Origin of the sequence: Streptomyces sp. TRM68416 (genome assembly GCF_014596915.1) — a bacterium.
Lineage (GTDB): Bacteria > Actinomycetota > Actinomycetes > Streptomycetales > Streptomycetaceae > Streptomyces.
The window spans coordinates 262,791-281,985 of sequence record NZ_JACVWU010000002.1 but is presented as its reverse complement, the minus strand read 5'-3'; the positions used below and the strand labels follow the sequence as shown (position 1 = coordinate 281,985).

Genomic DNA, 19,195 nt, shown 5'->3' with positions numbered 1-19,195 from the left:
GCGCCTGTGCGCTGTGACGCACCGTGTGCGAATGAAGGCACAGCGTGTAAATGGAGCAGAGCGTACTCCTGTCTCGGGGCCCATTTCAGGTGCTTGCTGAATATGACACGGCGTTGATCCGCTGGGACTAAGCTCGCCCGCAGCGCACCGAGTTGAGGCGAATTCGTGCGCGTGTTCCCAAAAATTCCTTAGATCCAGAACGTTCCATGACGTACCCCCGTGCAAGCTCCCCCGAACTCCAGCCGATTCGTTTCAGAGGGCCCACATGGTGAGTGTTCAACCCCCTCCCGCCTCTCAGCCCCGGCGCCGTGAACTGCCCTACGCGCGCGTGCTGTTGCTGCCTGCCATAGTGATGGCCGCGGCGACCGGAGCCGCCGCCGCCGTCGTCACGGCGCCGGCCCGGGCGGCCGTCGGCTGGTGCGGCGCCGTCGCCACGCTGCTGGTGATCGCGACGGCCGCCGAAGCCGTACGCCGTGGCCGCGCCCTGCGCGACGCCCGCGAGGAACACGCCCGTCACAGCGCGTATCTGGAGCGGCGCATCGCCGTCCACGAGCAGGAACTCGAACGGCTGGCCAAGGAGATCGTGCCGACCGCCATCGAGTACCTGCGCCGCGGGAATTCACCCAGAGAGGTGGTTCTCCATATCGGCGACATCGACCCCTCCTACCGTGACCTCCCCAAGGCACACCTCACGGTGATCCGCACGGTGCTGGACATCATCGACCACGAGGAAGCCCTGCGGGACTCCGCCCAGCGCTCCTTCGTCAACGTCGCCCGCCGGGTGCAGGCGATCGTCCACCAACAGGCGGTGGAACTGCGGGAGATGGAGGAGGACCACGGCCGCAACCCGGAGGTCTTCGACGACCTCCTGCGCATCGACCACGGCACCATGCTGATCGGCCGCCTCGCCGACTCCATCTCCGTCCTCGGCGGCGGTCGCCCCGGCCGCCAGTGGCCCGAACCCGTCGCGCTGTACAGCGTGCTGCGCGGCGCGATGTCCCGGATCCTGGAGTACCGGCGCATCTCCCTCGACAACATCTGCAAGGTCAACATCCGCGGCATCTCCGTCGAGCCGGTCATCCACGCGGCGGCCGAACTCCTCGACAACGCCACCCGGTACTCGCCGCCGCAGTCCAAGGTGCACGTCACCGCCACCGAGGTGCAGACCGGCGTCGCCATCGAGATCGAGGACGCCGGCGTCAGCCTCAGCGAAGAGGCCCGCGCCCGCGTCGAGAACATGCTGGAGCAGGCCAAGGCCGGCGTCGACCTCCAGGAGCTCGGCGTCTCCCCGCGCCTCGGCCTGGCCGTCGTGGGCCGCCTGTGCACCGCCTTCAACATGCAGGTCTCGCTGCGCACTTCGGCCTACGGCGGAGTCCGCGCCGTCCTCATCGTGCCGCGCGAGATGATCACCTCCGAGCCGGGCGTCGGCCTCGCCCACGGCATCGGTGCCTCGGCCGAGCCCCAGGTGGACCTCGGCGCGCTCGAAGGACCCAAGCGCAAGCCCAAGACCCGCCGCCCCACCAGCCCACGCATCCCCGCGTCCGTCGCCATGGAGGACGACGTCCCCGTGGTCACCGAGTGGACCGCCAACGGGCTGCCGCAGCGCCGCAGCCGGGTCAAGACCCCGCTCAGCCAGCGGCTCGCCGAGCAGGCCGCCATCGAGCAGGCCGACCGCGAAGCCATCGCCCGCGGGGAGAAGCCCGTGTGGGGCGACCCCGACGCCGCGCCCGAGCCGAAGCAGGACGAGGACGACACCCCGCCCGGGCTCTGGGTGGAGGCCTTCTGGGAGGGCCTCAAGCGCGACCCAGACCCCAATGCATTCACCCAGCCGACCACCGATTCGGCCCACGCCCCGGCCGAGGACGAGGGGGACCTCAAGTGATCCAGCAGCGAGCCAACTTCGACTGGATGCTCAGGGATCTCGCCGACGGCGTACCCGGCATCGAGATGATCGTGGTGCTCTCCGCCGACGGCCTGCGCATCGCCCGCCACGGCGGTGATCCCGACGCCGCGGACCGGGTCGCCGCGGCCTGCGCGGGCCTGCAGAGCCTGGCCGGCGCCGTCGCCCACGAGATCCCGAACAGCGACGGCAAGATGAAGCTGGTGATCATCGAGATCAACCGCGGCTACTTCTACCTGATGGCCGCCGGCCCCAACGCCTATCTCGCGGTGCTCTCCGACACGTTCGCCGAACCCGGACTGATGAGCAACCGCATGCGGGATCTGGTGGACCGGATCGGACCCCATCTGACCAGTCCGCCCCGGCGCAACGGGCAGGCCGTATGACTCCTCCGCAACGCCAGAGGCGCAGCCCCAGCCCACAGCCGGCCCCGCAGCCTCCCCAGGAGGGACAGGGCAAGCAGCCCGAGCGTCTCTTCGTGGTCGGCGGAGCCGACGGCCAGGCGCGCGCCGACCTCGACCTGGTCACCTTAATCGTGGCGGGCGCCGACTCGCCTCCCTCCGCCACGCCCGAGCAGACGGCGCTGCTCCGGCTCTGCTCGGCCCCCCTGTCGGTGGCCGAGCTGTCCGCCTACCTCAACCTCCCGTTCAGCGTGGTGACCGTCGTGATCACCGAGATGCTGGCGGCCGAACTGGTGACGGCGCGTAAGCCGATCGTCCGGCAGTCGATCGCCGACCGTTCCCTCCTCGAAGCGGTGATGCATGGACTTCAAAAGCTCTGACACCATCCCGGGACCACGGACCGAGGACCAGCTGCCGCAGACGGCCCAGGCCGCGGTGAAGATCGTGATCGTCGGCGGCTTCGGTGTCGGCAAGACGACCATGGTCGGGTCGGTCAGCGAGATCAGACCGCTGACCACCGAGGAGACCATGACGCAGGCCGGCGTCGGCGTCGACGACAACTACGGCTCCGACACCAAGACGGCCACCACCGTCGCCATGGACTTCGGCCGCATCAGCATCACCGAGAAACTGGTCCTCTACCTCTTCGGCACCCCCGGCCAGGAACGCTTCTGGTTCCTGTGGAACGGCCTGTTCGAGGGCGCGCTCGGCGCCGTCGTACTGATCGACACCCGCCGTCTCGAGGTCAGCTTCGACGTCATAGGGCGCCTGGAGGAGCGCGGCGTGCCGTTCGTGGTCGCCGTCAACTCCTTCCCGGACGCGCCCCGTTACCCCGTCGAGGAGCTGCGCCAGGCGCTCGACCTGCCCCCCGAGATCCCCATCGTCGACTGTGACGCCCGCCGCCGCGCCTCCAGCCGGGACACCCTCATGACCCTGATGCGCTTCCTGCACTCGCTCGCCATGACCGGCGCCCTCACCTGACCGACGTATCCGCCCCCGAACTCCCCAGACACCGGATCCACTTCGGAGCGACCACGTGACGCCTGAAACCCACCCCTCGACCGGCATGGACGACCCGCGGCTCGATCCGCCCCCCGGCTGCCCCGCCCACGGCGTCGGGCCCGGCGGCCTGCGCCGGCTCTACGGTCCCGAGGCGGAGGACCTGAGCGACCTGTACGAGCAACTGCGCGAGGAGTACGGCCCGGTGGCACCGGTCCTGCTCCACGACGACGTGCCGATGTGGGTGGTCCTCGGCCACACCGAGAACCTGCACATGGTCCGCACCCCCTCGCAGTTCTGCCGGGACAGCCGCATCTGGAACCCGCTCCTCGAGGGCATGGTCAAGCCCGACCACCCCCTGATGCCGCACATCGCGTGGGAGCCCATCTGCTCCTACGCCGAGGGCGACGAACACCTGCGGCTGCGCGGCGCGGTCACCGGCGCCATGTCGACCATCGACCACCGCAACATCCGGCGGCACATCAACCGCTACACCCAGCGCCTGGTCAACGACTTCTGCGAGCAGGGCGAGGCCGACCTCGTCAGCCAGTTCGCCGAGCACCTGCCGATGGCCGTGATGTGCGAGATCCTCGGCATGCCCGAGGAGTACAACGACCGGATCGTGCAGGCCACCCGGGACATGCTGCGCGGCACCGAGACGGCCATCGCCAGCCACGCCTACGTCATGAGCGCCCTGCAGCGGCTCACCGAGCGCCGCCGGACCGACCCGTCCGACGACTTCACCAGCCAGCTCATGGCCCACCCGGCCCGGCTCACCGACGACGAGATCACCAAGCACCTGTGGGTCGTCCTCATGGCGGCCTACGAGGCCACCGCCAACCTGATCGCCAACGTGCTGCGCATGGTCCTCACCGAACCGGGCTTCCGCGCCCAGCTCAAGGGCGGCCAGATGACCGTGCCGGAGGCGGTCGAGCAGTCCCTGTGGAACGAGCCGCCGTTCAGCACGGTTTTCGCCTACTACGCCAAGCAGGACACCGAGCTGGGCGGCCAGCGCATCCGCAAGGGTGACGGACTGCTCTTCGGGATCGCGCCCGGCAACATCGACCCCCGGGTGCGGCCCGACCTGTCCGCCAACATGCAGGGCAACCGCTCCCACCTCGCCTTCGGCGGCGGCCCGCACGAATGCCCCGGACAGGACATCGCCCGTGGCATCGCCGACACCGGCGTCGACGCCCTGCTGATGCGGCTTCCGGACGTGCAACTCGACTGCGAAGAGGACGAGTTGACCTGGCGGCAGTCGATCGCCTCCCGGCACCTGGTGGAACTGCCGGTCCGGTTCGCGCCCAAGCCCCAGCAGGATGTGCTGGCCAGGCCCAGCCACGCCCCGGTCCCGCCGCCGCGGCCCGCCTGGCACGTCAGCAGCACGCCGCCGGAACCGGTGCAGTCCCGCACCGTGCCGCAGTCCGAGCCGGTCGCCGCCGCCCCGGCGCCCGTGCCGCAGTCCCAGCCGGTCGCCGCCGCCCCGGCGCCCGCGCCGCAGCCCGAACCGGCCCACCGTCTCGGCGCCTGGCAGCGGTTCGTGCGCTGGTGGCGCGGCTACTGACGGTCGCCGCTACGGACGGCAGGCCCAGGTCCCGTACGAGGCCCAGGCCCCGAGCACCCGCCCGCTGCGGAACCGGTGTTCCGCCCCCGTGACCGGGTCGGTGAACTCCAGCGCCCGCGCCAGCAGTTGCAGCGGCCGCCGGAAGTCACCGGCCGGCCCGGGGTCGGCCACCACCGGATAGAGCGGATCGCCGAGGATCGGCACGCCGAGCGCGTTCATGTGGACCCGTAGCTGGTGCGTCTGCCCCGTCTCCGGCAGCAGCCGGTACCGGCCGAGCCCGTCGGCGCGGTGCTCGATCAGTTCCACCCGGCTGACCGCGTTCGGCTCGCCCGCCACCTCACGGGCGGCCAGCTCCCCGCGCTCCTTCACGATCCGGCTGCGCACGGTCCGGGGCAGCGCCAGCGAGGCGTCGTACGGGGCGACCGCCTCGTACTCCTTGTGCACCCGCCGGTCGCGGAACAGCGTCTGGTAGGCGCCCCGCTCCTCGGGCCGCACCGTGAACAGCACAAGCCCCGCGGTGAGCCGGTCCAGCCGGTGCGCGGCGCCGAGCGTCGGCAGGCCGAGTTCGCGGCGCAGCCGGGCGAGCGCGGTCTCGGTGACATGGCTGCCGCGCGGGGTGGTGGCCAGGAAGTGCGGCTTGTCGACCACGACGATGTGCGCGTCGCGGTACACCACCTCCAGCGGGAACGGCACCGGCACCTCGTCCGGCAGCTCCCGGTGGAACCACACGAACATCCCCGGCACGTAGGGTGCGTCGGCGGCGACGGCCCGGCCGTCCGCCCCGACGAACAGCCCCGCGGCGAACATCTCGTCCACGACCCCGCCGCCCGCCGCGAGCCGCTCCACCAGATGCTCCCGCACGGTGGCCCACGCCCCCTGCTGAGGCAGCCGCACCCGCACCGGGTCCACCCCCTGCCGCTGCGGCAGGGGAGCGGGCGGGGGCGGGGTCCGGCGTCTCATCACGATCAAGGGTACGGCCGCGCCAGGCCGCCACGGACCCGGCGACAAGGGCCGCGGAACCGCCGTACGGGGCGACCGCCTCGTACTCCTTGTGCACTCCGCCGGGGTCGTGCACCCCGCTGGGGCCGTGGAGCGCGGCATCCGGCGGGCCGGTCGTCGGTGAGACCGGGCGCGGAGAGCCGTCCGTCGAGCCGCCCGGGCCGCGCTGGGCGCGGTGAGGATCGCTTCGACGGTCCCGGCGGTGAGCACGCCGGGAAGGGGGCCGTTCAGGCGGCGGGTGTGCTCTCCTGTTCCGCCTCGATGCGCGCGTTCCACTCCCGCTTGGAGGCCTGCCAGCCGTCCTCGTTGTGGCCCAGGCGCCAGTAGCCGGAGATCGACAGGTCCTCGCGCGGGATCCGGTGCTCGACCCGCAGCATCCGGCGCAGTTCCTTCACGAAGCCCGCCTCGCCGTGGACGAAGGCGTGCAGGCGGCCCTCGGGGAAGTCCAGGGCCCGGACGGCCGCGGTCAGGGCCTCGCCGACGGGGCGGTCGCCGCGGTGCAGCCAGACGACGTCCACATCGGAGTCGATCTTCTGCTCCTCCTCGGGTCCGGCCACCTCCACGAAGGCGTGGGCGGTGGTCCCGGCGGGCAGCGCCTCCAGGGAGCGGGCGATCGCGGGCAGGGCGCTCTCGTCGCCGACGAGGAGGTGCCAGTCGGCGGTCGGGTCGGGGGCGTAGGCGCCGCCGGGGCCCATGAACCGGACGGTCTCGCCGGGCTCGGCGCGCATCGCCCACGGGCCGGCCAGGCCCTCGTCGCCGTGGATCACGAAGTCCACGGTCAGCTCGCGGTGGTCGGGGTCCCAGGCGCGCACCGTGTAGGTGCGGGTCACCGGCCAGTGGTCGCGCGGGAACTCCTCGCGGATGCGCTCGATGTCGAAGGGCTCGGGGTAGGTCGCACCCTCGGCCGGGAAGAGGATCTTCACGTAGTGGTCGGTGCAGGTGTCGGCCTCGAAGTCGGCGAGCCCGTCGCCGCCGAGCACCACGCGCTGCATGTGCGGAGTCAGCCGTTCGGTACGGATGACCTGCGCGGAATGCAGCTTGCGCGGCTTGCGGGCGGGGCGCTCTGCCATGACGGCCTCCCTCTCTCCAGCTTAGGCTTACCTAAGTTAGCACCTCCCCCTGCCGATTGCTCCCCCGGCAAAGTGCGTGAAGAAGAATTTAAGGGACGAATTCCCTGTCCGCCGCGCCTCATTCACTCGACGGGGAACGCCTGTCACACGGTCACCGCACACCCACCTCACGCGGCAGGCGTGCCGAGCGTGGTGAGCAGCCGCTGCAGCGACCCGCCCAGACCCCAGCGCTCCGCCAGCTCCCGCACCGCCGCCGGATCGCGCGGCCCGCGCGGCAGGGCGGTGTCCACCTCCGGCAGCGGTACGTCCGCCGCCACCCGCACCACCGTCGGCGCGACGGCGACGTAGGGCCGCGACTCGTCCAGTCGCCTGCGCTGCGAGGGGGTGAGCTTCGCCCCGGGGTCGTCGACCGCGGCCATGATCCCGGCGAGGTCCCCGAACTCGGCCAGCAGCTTCGCGGCCGTCTTCTCGCCGATGCCCGGCACCCCCGGCAGGCCGTCGCTCGGGTCGCCGCGCAGCAGCGCCAGATCGGCGTACCCCCGGCCGTCGACGCCGTACTTCTCGCGCAGCCACGCCTCGTCGGTGAGCTGGAGCGTGCCCACACCCTTGAGCGGGTACAGCACCCGGATCCCGCGCGCGTCGTCCACCAGCTGGTACAGGTCGCGGTCGCCGGTGACGATGTCCACCGGGCCCTTCGCCCGCGCGGTGAACGTGCCGATCACGTCGTCCGCCTCGTACCCCTCGACGCCCACGCGCGCGATGCCGAGCGCGTCGAGGACAGCCTCGATGACCGGCACCTGCGGCGACAGCGTGTCCGGCACCTCCTCCTCGTCCGGCCCCGCCGCGTGCTCCTCGGCGACCCGGTGCGCCTTGTAGGAGGGGATCAGGTCCACCCGCCACTGCGGGCGCCAGTCGGCGTCCATGCAGGCCACCAGCGCGTCCGGGCGGTGGTCCTTCACCAGGCGGTCGATGAATTCCAGCAGCCCGCGCACGGCGTTCACCGGTGTGCCGTCCGGGGCCTTCACGGACTCCGGCACGCCGAAATAGGCGCGGAAATAGAGCGAGGCGGTGTCGAGGAGCATCAGTCGTCCGGTCACGTCACGCATCATGCCGTACCCCACTGACACCGGCCCGTCGCCGCAACGGGTTGTGTCCTGCGCACTGTTTGTGGGCTGGACCACATGTCGTTTGTGATCGCGGAACGGGGGCAGGCGCGCGTCGGAGCGGTGTCGATTGCGGATTCAACTGTCGCGCGGCCCGCTCCGTTTTCCTTGCCGTCGAAACAAGAGGTACGCGTGTCAGCGAGACTAGAGGCCGAACATCTCTACAAGGTGTTCGGCAGACGAGAAGACCAGGCAGTGGAGCGGCTCCGGGGCGGTGCCGACCGCGAGGAGCTGCGTGCCGACGGCGTCACCGCCGCCGTGATCGACGCCTCCTTCACCGTGGAGCCGGGCCAGATCTTCGTCGTCATGGGCCTGTCCGGCTCCGGCAAGTCCACGCTGCTGCGCATGCTCAACGGGCTCCTGGAACCCACCGCCGGACACGTCCGCTTCGACGGCCAGGACCTGACCGCGCTCAGCGACCGCGACCTGCGCGCGGTCCGCGCCCGGAAGATCAGCATGGTCTTCCAGCACTTCGCGCTCTTCCCGCACCGCAGCGTCGTCGAGAACGCCGCCTACGGCCTGGAGGTCCAGGGCGTGCCGAAGGCCGAGCGCATCGAGCGGGCCACCAAGGCCCTGGAGCTGTGCGGCCTGGGCGGCTGGGAGAAGTCCTGGCCCGACGAGCTGTCCGGCGGCATGCAGCAGCGCGTCGGCCTCGCCCGCGCGCTCGCCACCGACGCCGACCTGTTGCTGATGGACGAGTCCTTCAGCGCGCTGGACCCGCTGATCCGCCGCGACATGCAGGACCAGCTCCTGGAACTCCAGACGAAGCTGAAGAAGACGATCGTCTTCATCACCCACGACCTCAATGAGGCCATGCGCCTGGGTGACCGCATCGCCGTCATGCGCGACGGCCGCATCGTCCAGATCGGCACCGCCGAGGACATCCTCGTCCGGCCCGCCGACGACTACGTCGCCTCCTTCACCCAGGACGTCGACCGCTCCCGCGTGCTGACCGCCTCCTCCGTGATGGACACGGACGTGACCGGCGACGAGGCCGACTGCGCCTGCGCCACCGCCACGCCCGACACCCCGTTCACCGAGCTGTGCGCGCTCAGCGCCCGGCTCTCCCACCCGGTCGCCGTGCTCGACGGCGAGCGCGGACTCGTGGGCGTCGTCCCGCGGCAGCGGCTCGTCGGCTTCCTCGGCGACGCGACCGAGGCCCCCGTGCCCTGCGCCGACGGAGAGAAGGTGACCGCCCGTGCCTAGGATCGAGTTCGGCTCCTGGGTCAACGACGGGGTCGAGTGGCTCACCACCCACATGGGCTGGCTGTTCGACTTCCTCGAAACGGTCTTCCGCGGCGCCTACGACGGTGTCGACGCCGTCCTCCAGGCCCCAGAGCCCCTGCTGCTGGCCGGCATCTTCGCCGTGATCGCATGCTGGCTGCGCGGCACGCTCGCCGGAGTCCTCACCTTCGTCGGGTTCGGCTTCGTGATCTCCCTGGACCTGTGGGAGGACGCGATGGTGACCCTGTCGCTGGTCCTCGTCGCCACGGTCATCGCGCTGGTGATCTCGGTGCCGGTGGGCATCTGGGCGGCCCGTTCGAACCGGGTCAGCGCGATCGTGCGGCCCGGCCTGGACCTGATGCAGACGCTGCCGGCGATGGTCTACCTCATCCCGGCCATCCTCTTCTTCGGCAGCGGCGCCGCCGCGGGCATCGTCGCCACCCTGGTCTTCGCGCTCGCCCCGGGCGTCCGCATGACCGAGCTGGGCATCCGCCAGGTCGACAAGGAACTGGTCGAGGCCGCCGAGGCGTTCGGCACCCCGCCGCGCGACACCCTGCTGCGCGTCCAGCTGCCGCTGGCCCTGCCCACCGTCATGGCGGGCGTCAACCAGGTCATCATGCTGGGCCTGTCCATGGCGGCCATCGCCGGCATGGTCGGCACCGGCGGCCTCGGCGGCGACGTCAACGAGGCCATCGGCCAGCTCAACATCGGCCTCGGCGCCGAGGCGGGCATCGCCATCGTGATCCTCGCGATCTACCTGGACCGCATGACCAGCGCGCTGGGCACCCAGGTCTCGCCGCTCGGCCGGCGCGCCGCCGCCCGGCTGCGCGCCGCCCAGGGCCTGAACATCTGGTCGTACCGTCCCAAGGCGTCCGTCGCCGTGGTCGGCGTCGTCGTCCTCGCCCTCGTCGCGGGCGGCATGGGCGTCTTCGGCGGCGGCGACAAGGGCGAGCCGCTCGCCGACGGCACGAACGTCGGCAAGGGCAAGAAGATCAGCATCGGCTACATCCCCTGGGACGAGGGCGTCGCCTCCACCTTCCTGTGGAAGGAGATCCTGGAGCGGCGCGGCTACGAGGTGAAGACCGAGCAGTTCGACGCCGGCCCCCTCTACACCTCGCTCGCGCAGGGCGACGTCGACTTCCAGACGGACGCCTGGCTGCCCACGACCCACGAGCAGTACTGGAAGAAGTACGGCGACCGCCTCGACGACCTGGGCTCCTGGTACGGCCCGACCTCCCTGGAGCTGAGCGTGCCCGCCTACATGAAGGACGTCGACTCCCTCGACGACCTCAAGGGCAAGGCCGCGCAGTTCGACGGGAAGATCACCGGCATCGAGTCCAGCGCCGGCATGATGAGCCTGCTCAAGAGCAAGGTCCTCGGCGCGTACGGCCTGGACAAGGAGTACAAGGTCGTCGACAGCTCCACCCCGGCCATGCTCGCCGAGCTCAAGCGGGCCTACGCCAAGAAGGAGCCCATCGTCGTCACGCTCTGGTCGCCGCACTGGGCGTACAGCGACTACGAGCTGAAGAAGCTCAAGGACCCCAAGGGCGCCTGGGGCGAGGGCGACGAGGTGCACACCGTGGCCCGCAAGGGCTTCGCCGAGCAGAACCCGGTCGTCGGCCAGTGGCTGAAGGACTTCACGATGACCGAGGAGCAGCTCACCGGCCTGGAGTCGGAGATCAACAAGGCCGGCAAGGGCAAGCAGCAGGACGCCGTGCGCGCCTGGCTGAAGGACAACCCCGGCGTGGTCGACGAGCTGGCCCCGGTGAAGAACACCGGGACCCCGGCCGAGGCGAAGCGCCCGCTGGACGTGGCCTGGTTCCCCTGGGACGAGGACATCGCCGTCACCTACCTGTGGAAGAACGTCCTGGAGCGGCGCGGCTACACGCTGAACCTGAAGCAGATGGACGTCGGCCCGGTCTACACCGGCCTTGCGTCCGGTGACCTCGACCTCAACTTCGACGCCTGGCTGCCGTACGCGCAGGCGAACTACTGGGAGAAGAGCAAGGACAAGCTCCACGACCTCGGCACCTGGTACGAGCCGACGTCGCTGGAGATCGCCGTGCCCTCCTACGTCAAGGGCGTCGACTCGCTGGAGGACCTCAAGGGCAAGTCCGGCACCTTCGACGGGAGGATCATCGGCATCGAGCCCGGCACCGGCGAGATGAACCTGCTCAAGACCAAGGTGCTGCCCGGATACGGCCTCGACGACGAGTACAAGGTCGTCGACGGCTCCACCCCGGCCATGCTCGCCGAGCTCAAGCGGGCCTACGCCAAGAAGAAGCCGATCGCCGTCACGCTCTGGTCGCCGCACTGGGCGTACAGCGAGTACGAGCTGACCAAGCTGAAGGACCCGCAGAAGTTCTTCGGCGAGGGCAACACGATCCGCACCATCTCCAACAAGGACTTCCCCCGGCGTTACCCCCAGCTCACGAAGTGGATCAAGAACTTCACGATGAGCGAGGACGAGCTGGGCACCCTTGAGCAGGAGATCAAGGACCGTGGCCAGGGGCACGAGGAGGAGGCCGTCGCCGCCTGGCTGGAGGAGCACCCGGACATGGTCGAGCGGATGACTCCCGCCGCGTAGCACCCTCGTTCCGGCGGGCGTCCGGCGCACCTGACGGTGCCGGACGCCCGCCTTCTGCGTGCCGCGATCGAATCCGGCCAACTGGGCGGGCGGCCGCAGAGGATACGCCTGACCAGGCGCTCGGCGCAGGGGAACATCGGGAACGGGCTGCGCGTCGAGGCGTGGGACGGCAGACTCGGGCTGATCGGGGGTCAGGGGTGGCGCGAACTGTGGGGTCGCGGCCACCGCCGCGTGTCGTCGATGTGACGGGCGCATGAAACGGTTTGCCGAACATGCGTAGGGTGCAGAGAACTCCTCACGGGAGTTGTGTCACCGGGCGATGGGCGAAGGAGGGAGCCGGAGCGATGGGCGACCACAAAGAACAGCCACTGCGCGTGGGCGCGGCCGTACGACGACGGCGCCGCGCACTGGAGCTCACCCTCGCCGTCGTGGCCGAGCGCAGCGGCCTGTCGGTGCCCTTCCTGAGCCAGGTGGAGAACGACAGGGCCCGGCCCAGCAGAAGCTCCCTGGAGAAGCTCGCCGACGCCCTGCGCACCACGGCCGTCGAACTCCTCGCCGCCGCCGACCCGGCGTGCAGCGTCGACGTCGTACGCGCCGAGTGCGTCGAGCCGACGGCCGACCCCCGGGCGCGCTCCCTGGTGCGCGGCCACCATCAGATGCACGCCTCGGAGTTCACCGGCGGCCATGAGGCGGGCCGTGAATTCCAGTACCGCAACGACCAGTTGATGTACGTCGCCGACGGCGCCGTGGAGATCGAGGCGGAGGGCCGCGCCTACCGCCTCGGCCGCGGCGACACGCTGTACCTCACCGGCGGGGTGCGCCACCGCTGGCGGGCGACGGTCCCGGACACCCGCGTCGTCGTCGTGGCCGTGGCCGAGCACATCGAGGCGGTCCAGGACCGGCCGCGCTGATGCGCGTCGTCTCCCTGGTGCCCTCGCTCACGGAGGCGGTGGCCCTGTCCGCACCCGGCGTGCTGGTCGGCGCCACGGACTGGTGCACGCATCCGGCCCACCTCGACGTCACCCGGATCGGCGGCACCAAGAACCCCAGGACCGACCGGATCCTCGCACTCGCCCCCGACCTGGTCATCGCCAACGAGGAGGAGAACCGCGCACCCGACCTCGCGGCGCTGCGCGCGGCGGGCATCGAGGTGCTGGTGACCGAGATCCGGGACGTGCCGCAGGCGTTCTCGGAACTGGAGCGGGTGCTGACCCGCTTCGGCACCCGGCCGCGCTGGCTGGACGAGGCGGAGGAGACCTGGTCATCCCTTCCGGCCCCGGAACACCGCACGACCGCCGTGGTCCCGATCTGGCGCCGCCCGTGGATGGTGCTGGGCCGCGACACCTTCGCCGGTGACGTCCTGGCCCGCCTGGGCGTCGACCACGTGTACGCCACGCACGAGGAGCGCTACCCGCGCACCCACCTGGCGGACCTGCGCGCGACGGCCCCGGACGTCGTCGTCCTCCCGGACGAGCCCTACCGCTTCACCGCCGACGACGGCCCGGAGGCCTTCCCCGGCCTGCCCTGCGCGCTGGTCAGCGGACGGCACCTGACGTGGTACGGGCCGTCACTGGCCGAGGCACCACGGCTGCTGCGCGCGGCCCTGCGAGCAGCGCACCGCTGAGCAGCCCGCCCACGGTGCGGACGGCCGCCGTCAGCCAGGCGGCGACGAGCACCCCGTACAGGACGACCGCGAGCCCGTCGTAGACGGCGAGGCCGGTGTGGCGGGCCAGTTGCGCGGCGCCGGTGACGCAGGTGCCGACCGGGAAGGTGAACGCCCACCAGGTCATCGCGAACCCCATGCCCCGCCGCCGGGCGCGCACGACATGGGCGGTGGCGAGGCCGAACCACAGCAGCGCGAACCCCATGACCGGCACGCCGTAGAGCACGGCCAGCACGTCGAAGCCCTGGATGTACGGGGCCGGGACCACCCCCGGGGCGGCCTCGGCGAACGCGCCGACGGCCGTGGTGGACTGGCCGAGCGGCCCCAGCACCAGGAACAGCGTCGGGGTGAGCGCGAGCGGGAGCGGGCCCGTGGTGATCAGACGGGCGAAGACCAGCGGCAGCATGAGCAGGGTCGCGAGCAGGCTCAGCCCGAACAGCGCGAGGCAGGCCAGCAGCAGGGTCTCCCGGGGCTGCCCGGTCGGCAGGTGCGGCACGAGGAGCGGCCCGAGCGCGGCGGACACCATGGGCGCCACGAGCGGCAGCAGCCACACGGGCGTCGCCTGCCCGGCATCCACCCGGTGGCGTACGGCCATCAGGTAGGGGACGGCGACGGCGGCGGCGAGTCCGACGGCCGTACCGGTGGTGAACAGCACGATGTCGAGGGCGACCGCGGCCCGGGTGCCGATCCAGTCCCGGCCGACGGTGAGGGCACCGCCGCCGACGGCGAGCAGCGCCATGGACAGACAGCCGTAGAAGGGGGCCATGGCGGGGTCGAGGAGATGGGCGCGGGCCTGGTCGCGGTGGTGGGTCCAGTGCAGGGCGCGGGCGCCGAGGAGGACGACGAGCAGTGTCAGGGCCAGGGCCCAGACGGCGGCGAGCGGGGCCCGCGGGACCGGCAGGGGCAGGGTGGCGCCGGCGGTGGCGACGATGGCGGTGCCCATGACGGCGGCGTACCAGTTCGGCCCGAGGTGACGGACGGCGGTGGCACGCGGCAGGGGGTGGACGGCGGTGACCATGGATCCACCGTCCTCGCGGATCAGGGCCGCTGCCAGGGAGTACGTCTCTATGAGGACATAAACTGGATTTATGAGCAGTGCGGAGACGTCCCTCGCCCATCGCGTGCCCGACCTCGGAGCGCTGGAGCTGCTGCTGGCGGTGGCCCGGCTCGGCAGTCTCGGCGGGGCGGCGCGCGAGCTGGGCATCACCCAGCCCGCGGCCAGCAGCCGGATCCGGTCCATGGAACGGCAGCTCGGCGTGGCGCTGGTGGACCGCTCCCCGCGCGGCTCCCGGCTCACCGACGCCGGGGCGCTGGTGACGGACTGGGCGCGGCGGATCGTGGAGGCGGCCGCGGCCTTCGACGCGGGCGCGCAGGCGCTGCGGGACCGCCGCGACTCCCGGCTGCGGGTCGCGGCGAGCATGACCATCGCCGAGTACCTGCTGCCGGGCTGGCTGCTGGCGCTGCGTGCCGCGCGCCCGGACACCGCGGTCTCCCTGCTCGCGGGCAACTCGGCCGCCGTGGCCGAACTGCTGCTGTCCGACGACGCCGACCTCGGCTTCGTCGAGGGACTGACGGTGCCGACGGGCCTGGACTCCGTGGTCATCGCCCACGACCGGCTGATCGTCGTCACCGCCCCCGGCCACCCGTGGGCCCGCCGCCGACGCCCCCTGGAGGCCTCCGAGCTGGCCGTCACCCCCCTGATCCTGCGCGAGAAGGGCTCCGGCACCCGCCAGGTCCTCGACACCGCCCTCGGTGGCCTGGCCCGCCCCCTCATCGAACTCTCCTCCACCACGGCGGTGAAGGCGGCGGCGGTCGGCGGCGCCGGTCCGGCGGTGCTCAGCGAACTCGCCGTCCGCGAGGAGCTCACCATGCGGCGGCTGGTGAGCGTGCCCGTCGACGGCGTCGCCCTCGCCCGCGACCTGCGCGCGGTGTGGCCGACCGGGCACCGGCCGGTGGGGCCCGCGAGGGACCTGCTGTCGCTGACCCGGGGGTAGCTTAGGGTTCTGTTGCGCAGTGCAACGGTTCGAGGGGACATGCGTGGGGACAGGGGGACGCGGGCGGATGCAGCGTGCGACGGAGGCGTTCGAGCCGCTGCGGGCGGACGATCCGGCCCAGGTGGCCGGCTACCGGCTGGCCGCCCGGCTGGGCGCCGGCGGCATGGGACAGGTCTACCTCGCGCACACGCAGGGCGGCCGGCCCGTGGCCATCAAGGTGGTCCGGCCCGAACTCGCCGACGACCCCGACTTCCGGCACCGGTTCCGGCGCGAGATCGCGGCGGCCCGGCGGGTCCGCGGCGCCTACACCGCCGAACTGATCGACGCCGACGCGGAGAGCAGCCCGCCCTGGCTCGCCACGCTGTACGTGCCCGGCCCCTCCCTGGCCGACGCGGTACGCCGCCGCGGACCGCTGCCCGTGTCCGCGGTGCTCCGGCTGATGGCGGGCACGGCCGAGGCGCTCCAGGCCATCCACGGCGCCGGGATCGTGCACCGCGACCTGAAACCGTCCAACGTGCTGCTGGCCGCCGACGGCCCCCGGGTGATCGACTTCGGGATCTCGCTGGCCGCCGACGTCACCTCCCACACCGCCACCGGCACCTCCATCGGCACGCCCCAGTTCATGGCCCCCGAGCAGGCGACCGCGGGCGAGGTGACCGCGGCGACCGATGTCTTCGCGCTCGGCCAGACCGCCGCCTTCGCAGCCCTGGGCCGGGCGCTGCACGGGGACGGCCCCGCGGCGACCGTGCTCTACCGGATCGTGCACGAGGAACCCGACCTGTCCCCGCTGCCGGAGCAGCTGCGGCCGCTGATCGCCCGCTGCCTGGCCAAGGACCCGGGGGAGCGGGCCACACCGGCCGAGATCGTCGAGTGGTGCCGCGAGGAACTGGGCGAGGACGCGGCGCCGACGGTGTGGCGTGAGATCACCGGGCCGGAGGTGACGGTTCCGGAGCCCACGCTGGTGGCGGTTCCCGCGCCCACCCGGCCGCTGCACGGACAGCCCCTGATCGCGCCCCCGCAGTCGACGGTTCCGGTGGTACGACAAACCCGCCGCGGGCGTACGGCGCTGATGGCGGCGGTCGCCGTGACGGCGGGGGCGCTGCTGGCGGGCGGCACGGCGTGGACCCTGCTGGACGGTTCCGCCGAGGGCGGCGGGCGGGACGGGGCCGGAGCCGGTTCCGTACGGACGTCGGTGGCGGCGTCGGCGTCGGCGGCATCCGCGTCGGGTGCGGCGGCGGCCGGGGACGACGGGGCGTCGGGGCGGTCGGACCGGGAGCCGTCGGACCCCACCCCCACCCCGACCGCGTCCGGGACGCCCGGGCCCGAGGGCCACGCCCAGCTCTGGCTCGACGAGGCGAACTCCCTCAGCTTCGACAAGCCGGTCCAGCGCAAGGACCGCAAGGGCGACATCCGCCTCAACTGCGCGACGATCGGCTGCGCGCTGGAGAGCGACACCAGCACGATCATCCAGATATTCGGAGGGAGGGGAACCAGCCTCGACGAGTGCCGCCTGCTCATGAGCAGCGCCAACTCGCACAGCTTCGGACTGTCGGCCGGCGCGGCGGGCACCGAGTACTGCGTCAAGCACCGCGACGGCGACATGGCCCTGCTCGTACTCCAGACGAAATCGACCGCACTGTGGAACAAGCCCGGACTCAGCTTCCTGACCCTGGACATGACGGTCTGGCGGGCCGGCGCGAAGCGCTGAAAACCACTGGCGCGTCCGGCTTCCGGGCCCCAGGATGCCGTACATGATCCCGCCCGCCACCGGCCTGCGCACCCCGTGGGACCAACTCCCCGAGGCACTGCGCACCGCCGTGACGGACGTCCTCGGCGCCCCGGTCGTCCAGGCCGAGACCCAGCCCGGCGGCTTCTCGCCGGGGGCGGCCGCGCGCGTGCGCACCGCCGACGGGCGCCGCGCTTTCGTGAAGGCGGTCAGCGCCGACACCAACCGGCGCAGCCCGGCGTTCCACCGCGCCGAGGCCCGCAACACCGCCGCCCTGCCGACCGACGTGCCGGCACCCGCCCTGCTCGGCACCTACGACGACGGCACCTGGGTCGCTCTCGTCCTGGAGGACATCGCCGGGCGTCAGCCTCAAGTACCCTGGCGGCGCCAGGAGTTGGAGCGCGTGCTGGACGCCCTCACCGTCCTCGTCCAGCGCCTCACACCGTCCCCGTTCACCGCCCCGCGCGCGGCCGACGCTCTCGCGGCCGACTTCTCCGGCTGGAGCGACCTCGCCGACGGCAAGGAACCCGGGGCGGCACAACACCTCGACGCCTGGACCCTCGACCGTCTGCCCTGGCTCGCCGAACTCGCCGCCCCCTGGGCCGAGGCCGTCTCCGGCGCCACCCTCGCCCACGCCGACCTGCGCGCCGACAACATCCTCCTCGCCGACGACGGCCGCGTCGTCTTCGTCGACTGGCCGCACGCCCTGCGCCGCGCCCTGGTTCGACCTGCTCGTGATGCTGCCCTGCGTCCGCGCCCAGGGCGGCCCCGACCCGGAGGAGGTGTTCACCACCCACCCCCTCGGCCGCTCCGCCGACCCCGACGCGGTCACCACCGCCCTCGCGGCCCTCTCCGCCTACTTCCTCCGCAACTCCCTCCACCCCGCCCCACCCGGCCTCCCCACCCTGCGCCCCTTCCAACGGGCCCAGGGGGACGCGGCCCTGGCGTGGCTCAGGGGGCGGCTGGGGTAGAGCGGGTGCCCCTGCGGCTGCCGCCACCGGTGCCCGCATGGGCTTGGGCGACGCCGTTCTGGGCTGGTTCGGGGGGCTGGAGTCCGGAGTTTCGGTGGCTGCCTCCACCAGCGCTCGACTCGCCCATGGGCTGGCGTGCCCGTGGCCGCTTCCGGCCGGACGCCTGCGCATCGATCAGGGCGGCGTGGTCCTGACCGGGCTCACTCAGGGGGCGTTCGGGTCAGGGGGTGGTGTGCCTGTGGCTGCGTCCACCAGGGCGCGCATCACCCGTACGTCCTCACCCATCTCCGGGTGCCACTGGACGCCGAGCAACCAGCCCTGGGCGGAGGGCAGTTCCACCGCCTCCACGGTGCCGTCCGCCGCGTAGGCCGAGGCCACGAGGCCGGTGCCGAGGCGGTCCACGCACTGGTGGTGGTACGTCGGTACCGGGGTCTCCTCCGGCACGATGTCGGCGTACAGCGAGCCCGGAACCGGCTTCACCGGGTGGCTGCCGAAGGCGCCGACCACCTCCGCGTGCCCGTCCAGGTGCTGGACGAGCGTTCCGCCGAGTGCGACGTTCAGCAGCTGCATGCCCCGGCAGATGCCCAGGAGCGGGGTGCCCGAGGACAGGGCGGCCTCGATCAGCGCCAGTTCCCAGGCGTCCCGTTCGCGCGCCGGCGGCCCGGTCCGGGGGTGGCGCTCGGCGCCGTAGCGGACCGGTTCGACGTCCGGGCCGCCCGCGATCACCAGCCCGTCCAGCCGGGCCACCGTGGCCGCGGCGTGCTCCGGCGCGTCCGGCGGCAGCATCGCGGCGATGCCGCCCGCCCGCTGGACCAGCCGCGGATAGCCGACCGGCAGCAGCGCCGCCTCCAGCTCCCACACGCCCCAGCGCGCCCCGGCCTCCAGGTAGGTGCTGACCCCGATCAGCGGCCTGACCACAGCGACTCCTTCACCG

At 72.2% G+C, this 19,195-nt stretch carries 16 protein-coding genes and 1 pseudogene; 12 read left to right on the top strand and 5 right to left on the bottom strand.

The genetic code is table 11. The features are described from left to right. Positions 1 to 265: 265 nt before the first annotated feature. Genes ICC28_RS04485 through ICC28_RS04465 form a run of 5 tightly spaced genes read left to right on the top strand, consistent with a single transcriptional unit; the run spans position 266 to position 4,864 of the window. Positions 266 to 1,882, top strand: a complete 1,617-nt coding sequence (locus ICC28_RS04485) for a sensor histidine kinase (RefSeq protein ID WP_188287055.1) — start codon at positions 266 to 268, stop codon at positions 1,880 to 1,882. Beyond that, the gene (locus ICC28_RS04480) at positions 1,879 to 2,286 is read left to right on the top strand and encodes a roadblock/LC7 domain-containing protein (RefSeq protein ID WP_188287054.1); all 408 of its coding nucleotides are present in this window, start codon (positions 1,879 to 1,881) and stop codon (positions 2,284 to 2,286) included. Before ICC28_RS04485 ends, ICC28_RS04480 begins: the two co-directional genes overlap by 4 nt. Then, positions 2,283 to 2,681, top strand: coding sequence for a DUF742 domain-containing protein (locus ICC28_RS04475; protein WP_188287053.1), 399 nt, complete (start codon positions 2,283 to 2,285; stop codon positions 2,679 to 2,681). Before ICC28_RS04480 ends, ICC28_RS04475 begins: the two co-directional genes overlap by 4 nt. Continuing rightward, positions 2,662 to 3,282: a GTP-binding protein gene (locus ICC28_RS04470; protein ID WP_188287052.1), complete on the top strand. Its 621-nt coding sequence runs from the start codon at positions 2,662 to 2,664 to the stop codon at positions 3,280 to 3,282. The genes ICC28_RS04475 and ICC28_RS04470 overlap by 20 nt, the downstream gene beginning before the upstream one ends. 55 nt (positions 3,283 to 3,337) lie before the next feature. Beyond that, a complete protein-coding gene (locus tag ICC28_RS04465; RefSeq protein WP_188287051.1) occupies positions 3,338 to 4,864 on the top strand; it encodes a cytochrome P450 in 1,527 nt (508 codons plus the stop codon). A 9-nt stretch (positions 4,865 to 4,873) separates the two neighbouring features. Here the strand turns inward: ICC28_RS04465 and ICC28_RS04460 are convergent, their stop codons facing one another. The 3 genes from ICC28_RS04460 to ICC28_RS04450 form a co-directional block, all read right to left on the bottom strand. After that, positions 4,874 to 5,824, bottom strand: a complete 951-nt coding sequence (locus ICC28_RS04460; RefSeq protein WP_188287050.1) for an RluA family pseudouridine synthase — start codon at positions 5,822 to 5,824, stop codon at positions 4,874 to 4,876. A gap of 266 nt (positions 5,825 to 6,090) precedes the next feature. Next, positions 6,091 to 6,933, bottom strand: a complete 843-nt coding sequence (locus tag ICC28_RS04455) for a siderophore-interacting protein (protein WP_188287049.1) — start codon at positions 6,931 to 6,933, stop codon at positions 6,091 to 6,093. Between the two features lie 167 nt (positions 6,934 to 7,100). Continuing rightward, on the bottom strand, positions 7,101 to 8,039 hold the full coding sequence (locus ICC28_RS04450) for a 5'-3' exonuclease (RefSeq protein WP_223188395.1): 939 nt from the start codon (positions 8,037 to 8,039) through the stop codon (positions 7,101 to 7,103). A gap of 189 nt (positions 8,040 to 8,228) precedes the next feature. On the opposite strand from ICC28_RS04450, the gene ICC28_RS04445 reads away from it, so the two are divergent. From ICC28_RS04445 to ICC28_RS04430, 4 genes are all read left to right on the top strand, one after another. Continuing rightward, the gene (locus ICC28_RS04445) at positions 8,229 to 9,302 is read left to right on the top strand and encodes a glycine betaine/L-proline ABC transporter ATP-binding protein (protein ID WP_188287047.1); all 1,074 of its coding nucleotides are present in this window, start codon (positions 8,229 to 8,231) and stop codon (positions 9,300 to 9,302) included. Next, positions 9,295 to 11,907 carry an ABC transporter permease/substrate binding protein gene (locus ICC28_RS04440; RefSeq protein ID WP_188287046.1) on the top strand — a complete coding sequence of 871 codons (2,613 nt, stop codon included), beginning with the start codon at positions 9,295 to 9,297 and terminating at the stop codon, positions 11,905 to 11,907. The genes ICC28_RS04445 and ICC28_RS04440 overlap by 8 nt, the downstream gene beginning before the upstream one ends. 344 nt (positions 11,908 to 12,251) lie before the next feature. Further along, positions 12,252 to 12,818 carry a helix-turn-helix domain-containing protein gene (locus tag ICC28_RS04435; protein ID WP_188287045.1) on the top strand — a complete coding sequence of 189 codons (567 nt, stop codon included), beginning with the start codon at positions 12,252 to 12,254 and terminating at the stop codon, positions 12,816 to 12,818. Beyond that, the gene (locus ICC28_RS04430) at positions 12,818 to 13,531 is read left to right on the top strand and encodes a helical backbone metal receptor (protein WP_188287044.1); all 714 of its coding nucleotides are present in this window, start codon (positions 12,818 to 12,820) and stop codon (positions 13,529 to 13,531) included. Before ICC28_RS04435 ends, ICC28_RS04430 begins: the two co-directional genes overlap by 1 nt. Here the strand turns inward: ICC28_RS04430 and ICC28_RS04425 are convergent. Continuing rightward, entirely contained in the window at positions 13,443 to 14,588 is a 1,146-nt protein-coding gene (locus tag ICC28_RS04425; protein WP_188287043.1) for a TDT family transporter, read from the bottom strand. The two genes, ICC28_RS04430 and ICC28_RS04425, sit on opposite strands and share 89 nt — an antisense overlap. A 70-nt stretch (positions 14,589 to 14,658) precedes the next feature. Here ICC28_RS04425 and ICC28_RS04420 point away from each other — a divergent pair, with 70 nt between their 5' ends. From ICC28_RS04420 to ICC28_RS04410, 3 genes and pseudogenes are all read left to right on the top strand, one after another. Beyond that, positions 14,659 to 15,564 (top strand): LysR family transcriptional regulator, encoded by a 906-nt coding sequence (locus ICC28_RS04420; protein WP_188287042.1) that lies wholly within the window; start codon positions 14,659 to 14,661, stop codon positions 15,562 to 15,564. Positions 15,565 to 15,631: 67 nt separating this feature from the next. After that, entirely contained in the window at positions 15,632 to 17,272 is a 1,641-nt protein-coding gene (locus ICC28_RS04415; RefSeq protein WP_188287041.1) for a serine/threonine-protein kinase, read from the top strand. Between the two features lie 34 nt (positions 17,273 to 17,306). Continuing rightward, a pseudogene (locus ICC28_RS04410) lies at positions 17,307 to 18,261 on the top strand (phosphotransferase). Positions 18,262 to 18,465: 204 nt separating this feature from the next. Here ICC28_RS04410 and ICC28_RS04405 read toward each other — a convergent pair. Next, on the bottom strand, positions 18,466 to 19,179 hold the full coding sequence (locus ICC28_RS04405; protein ID WP_317453956.1) for a gamma-glutamyl-gamma-aminobutyrate hydrolase family protein: 714 nt from the start codon (positions 19,177 to 19,179) through the stop codon (positions 18,466 to 18,468). Positions 19,180 to 19,195: the final 16 nt, after the last annotated feature.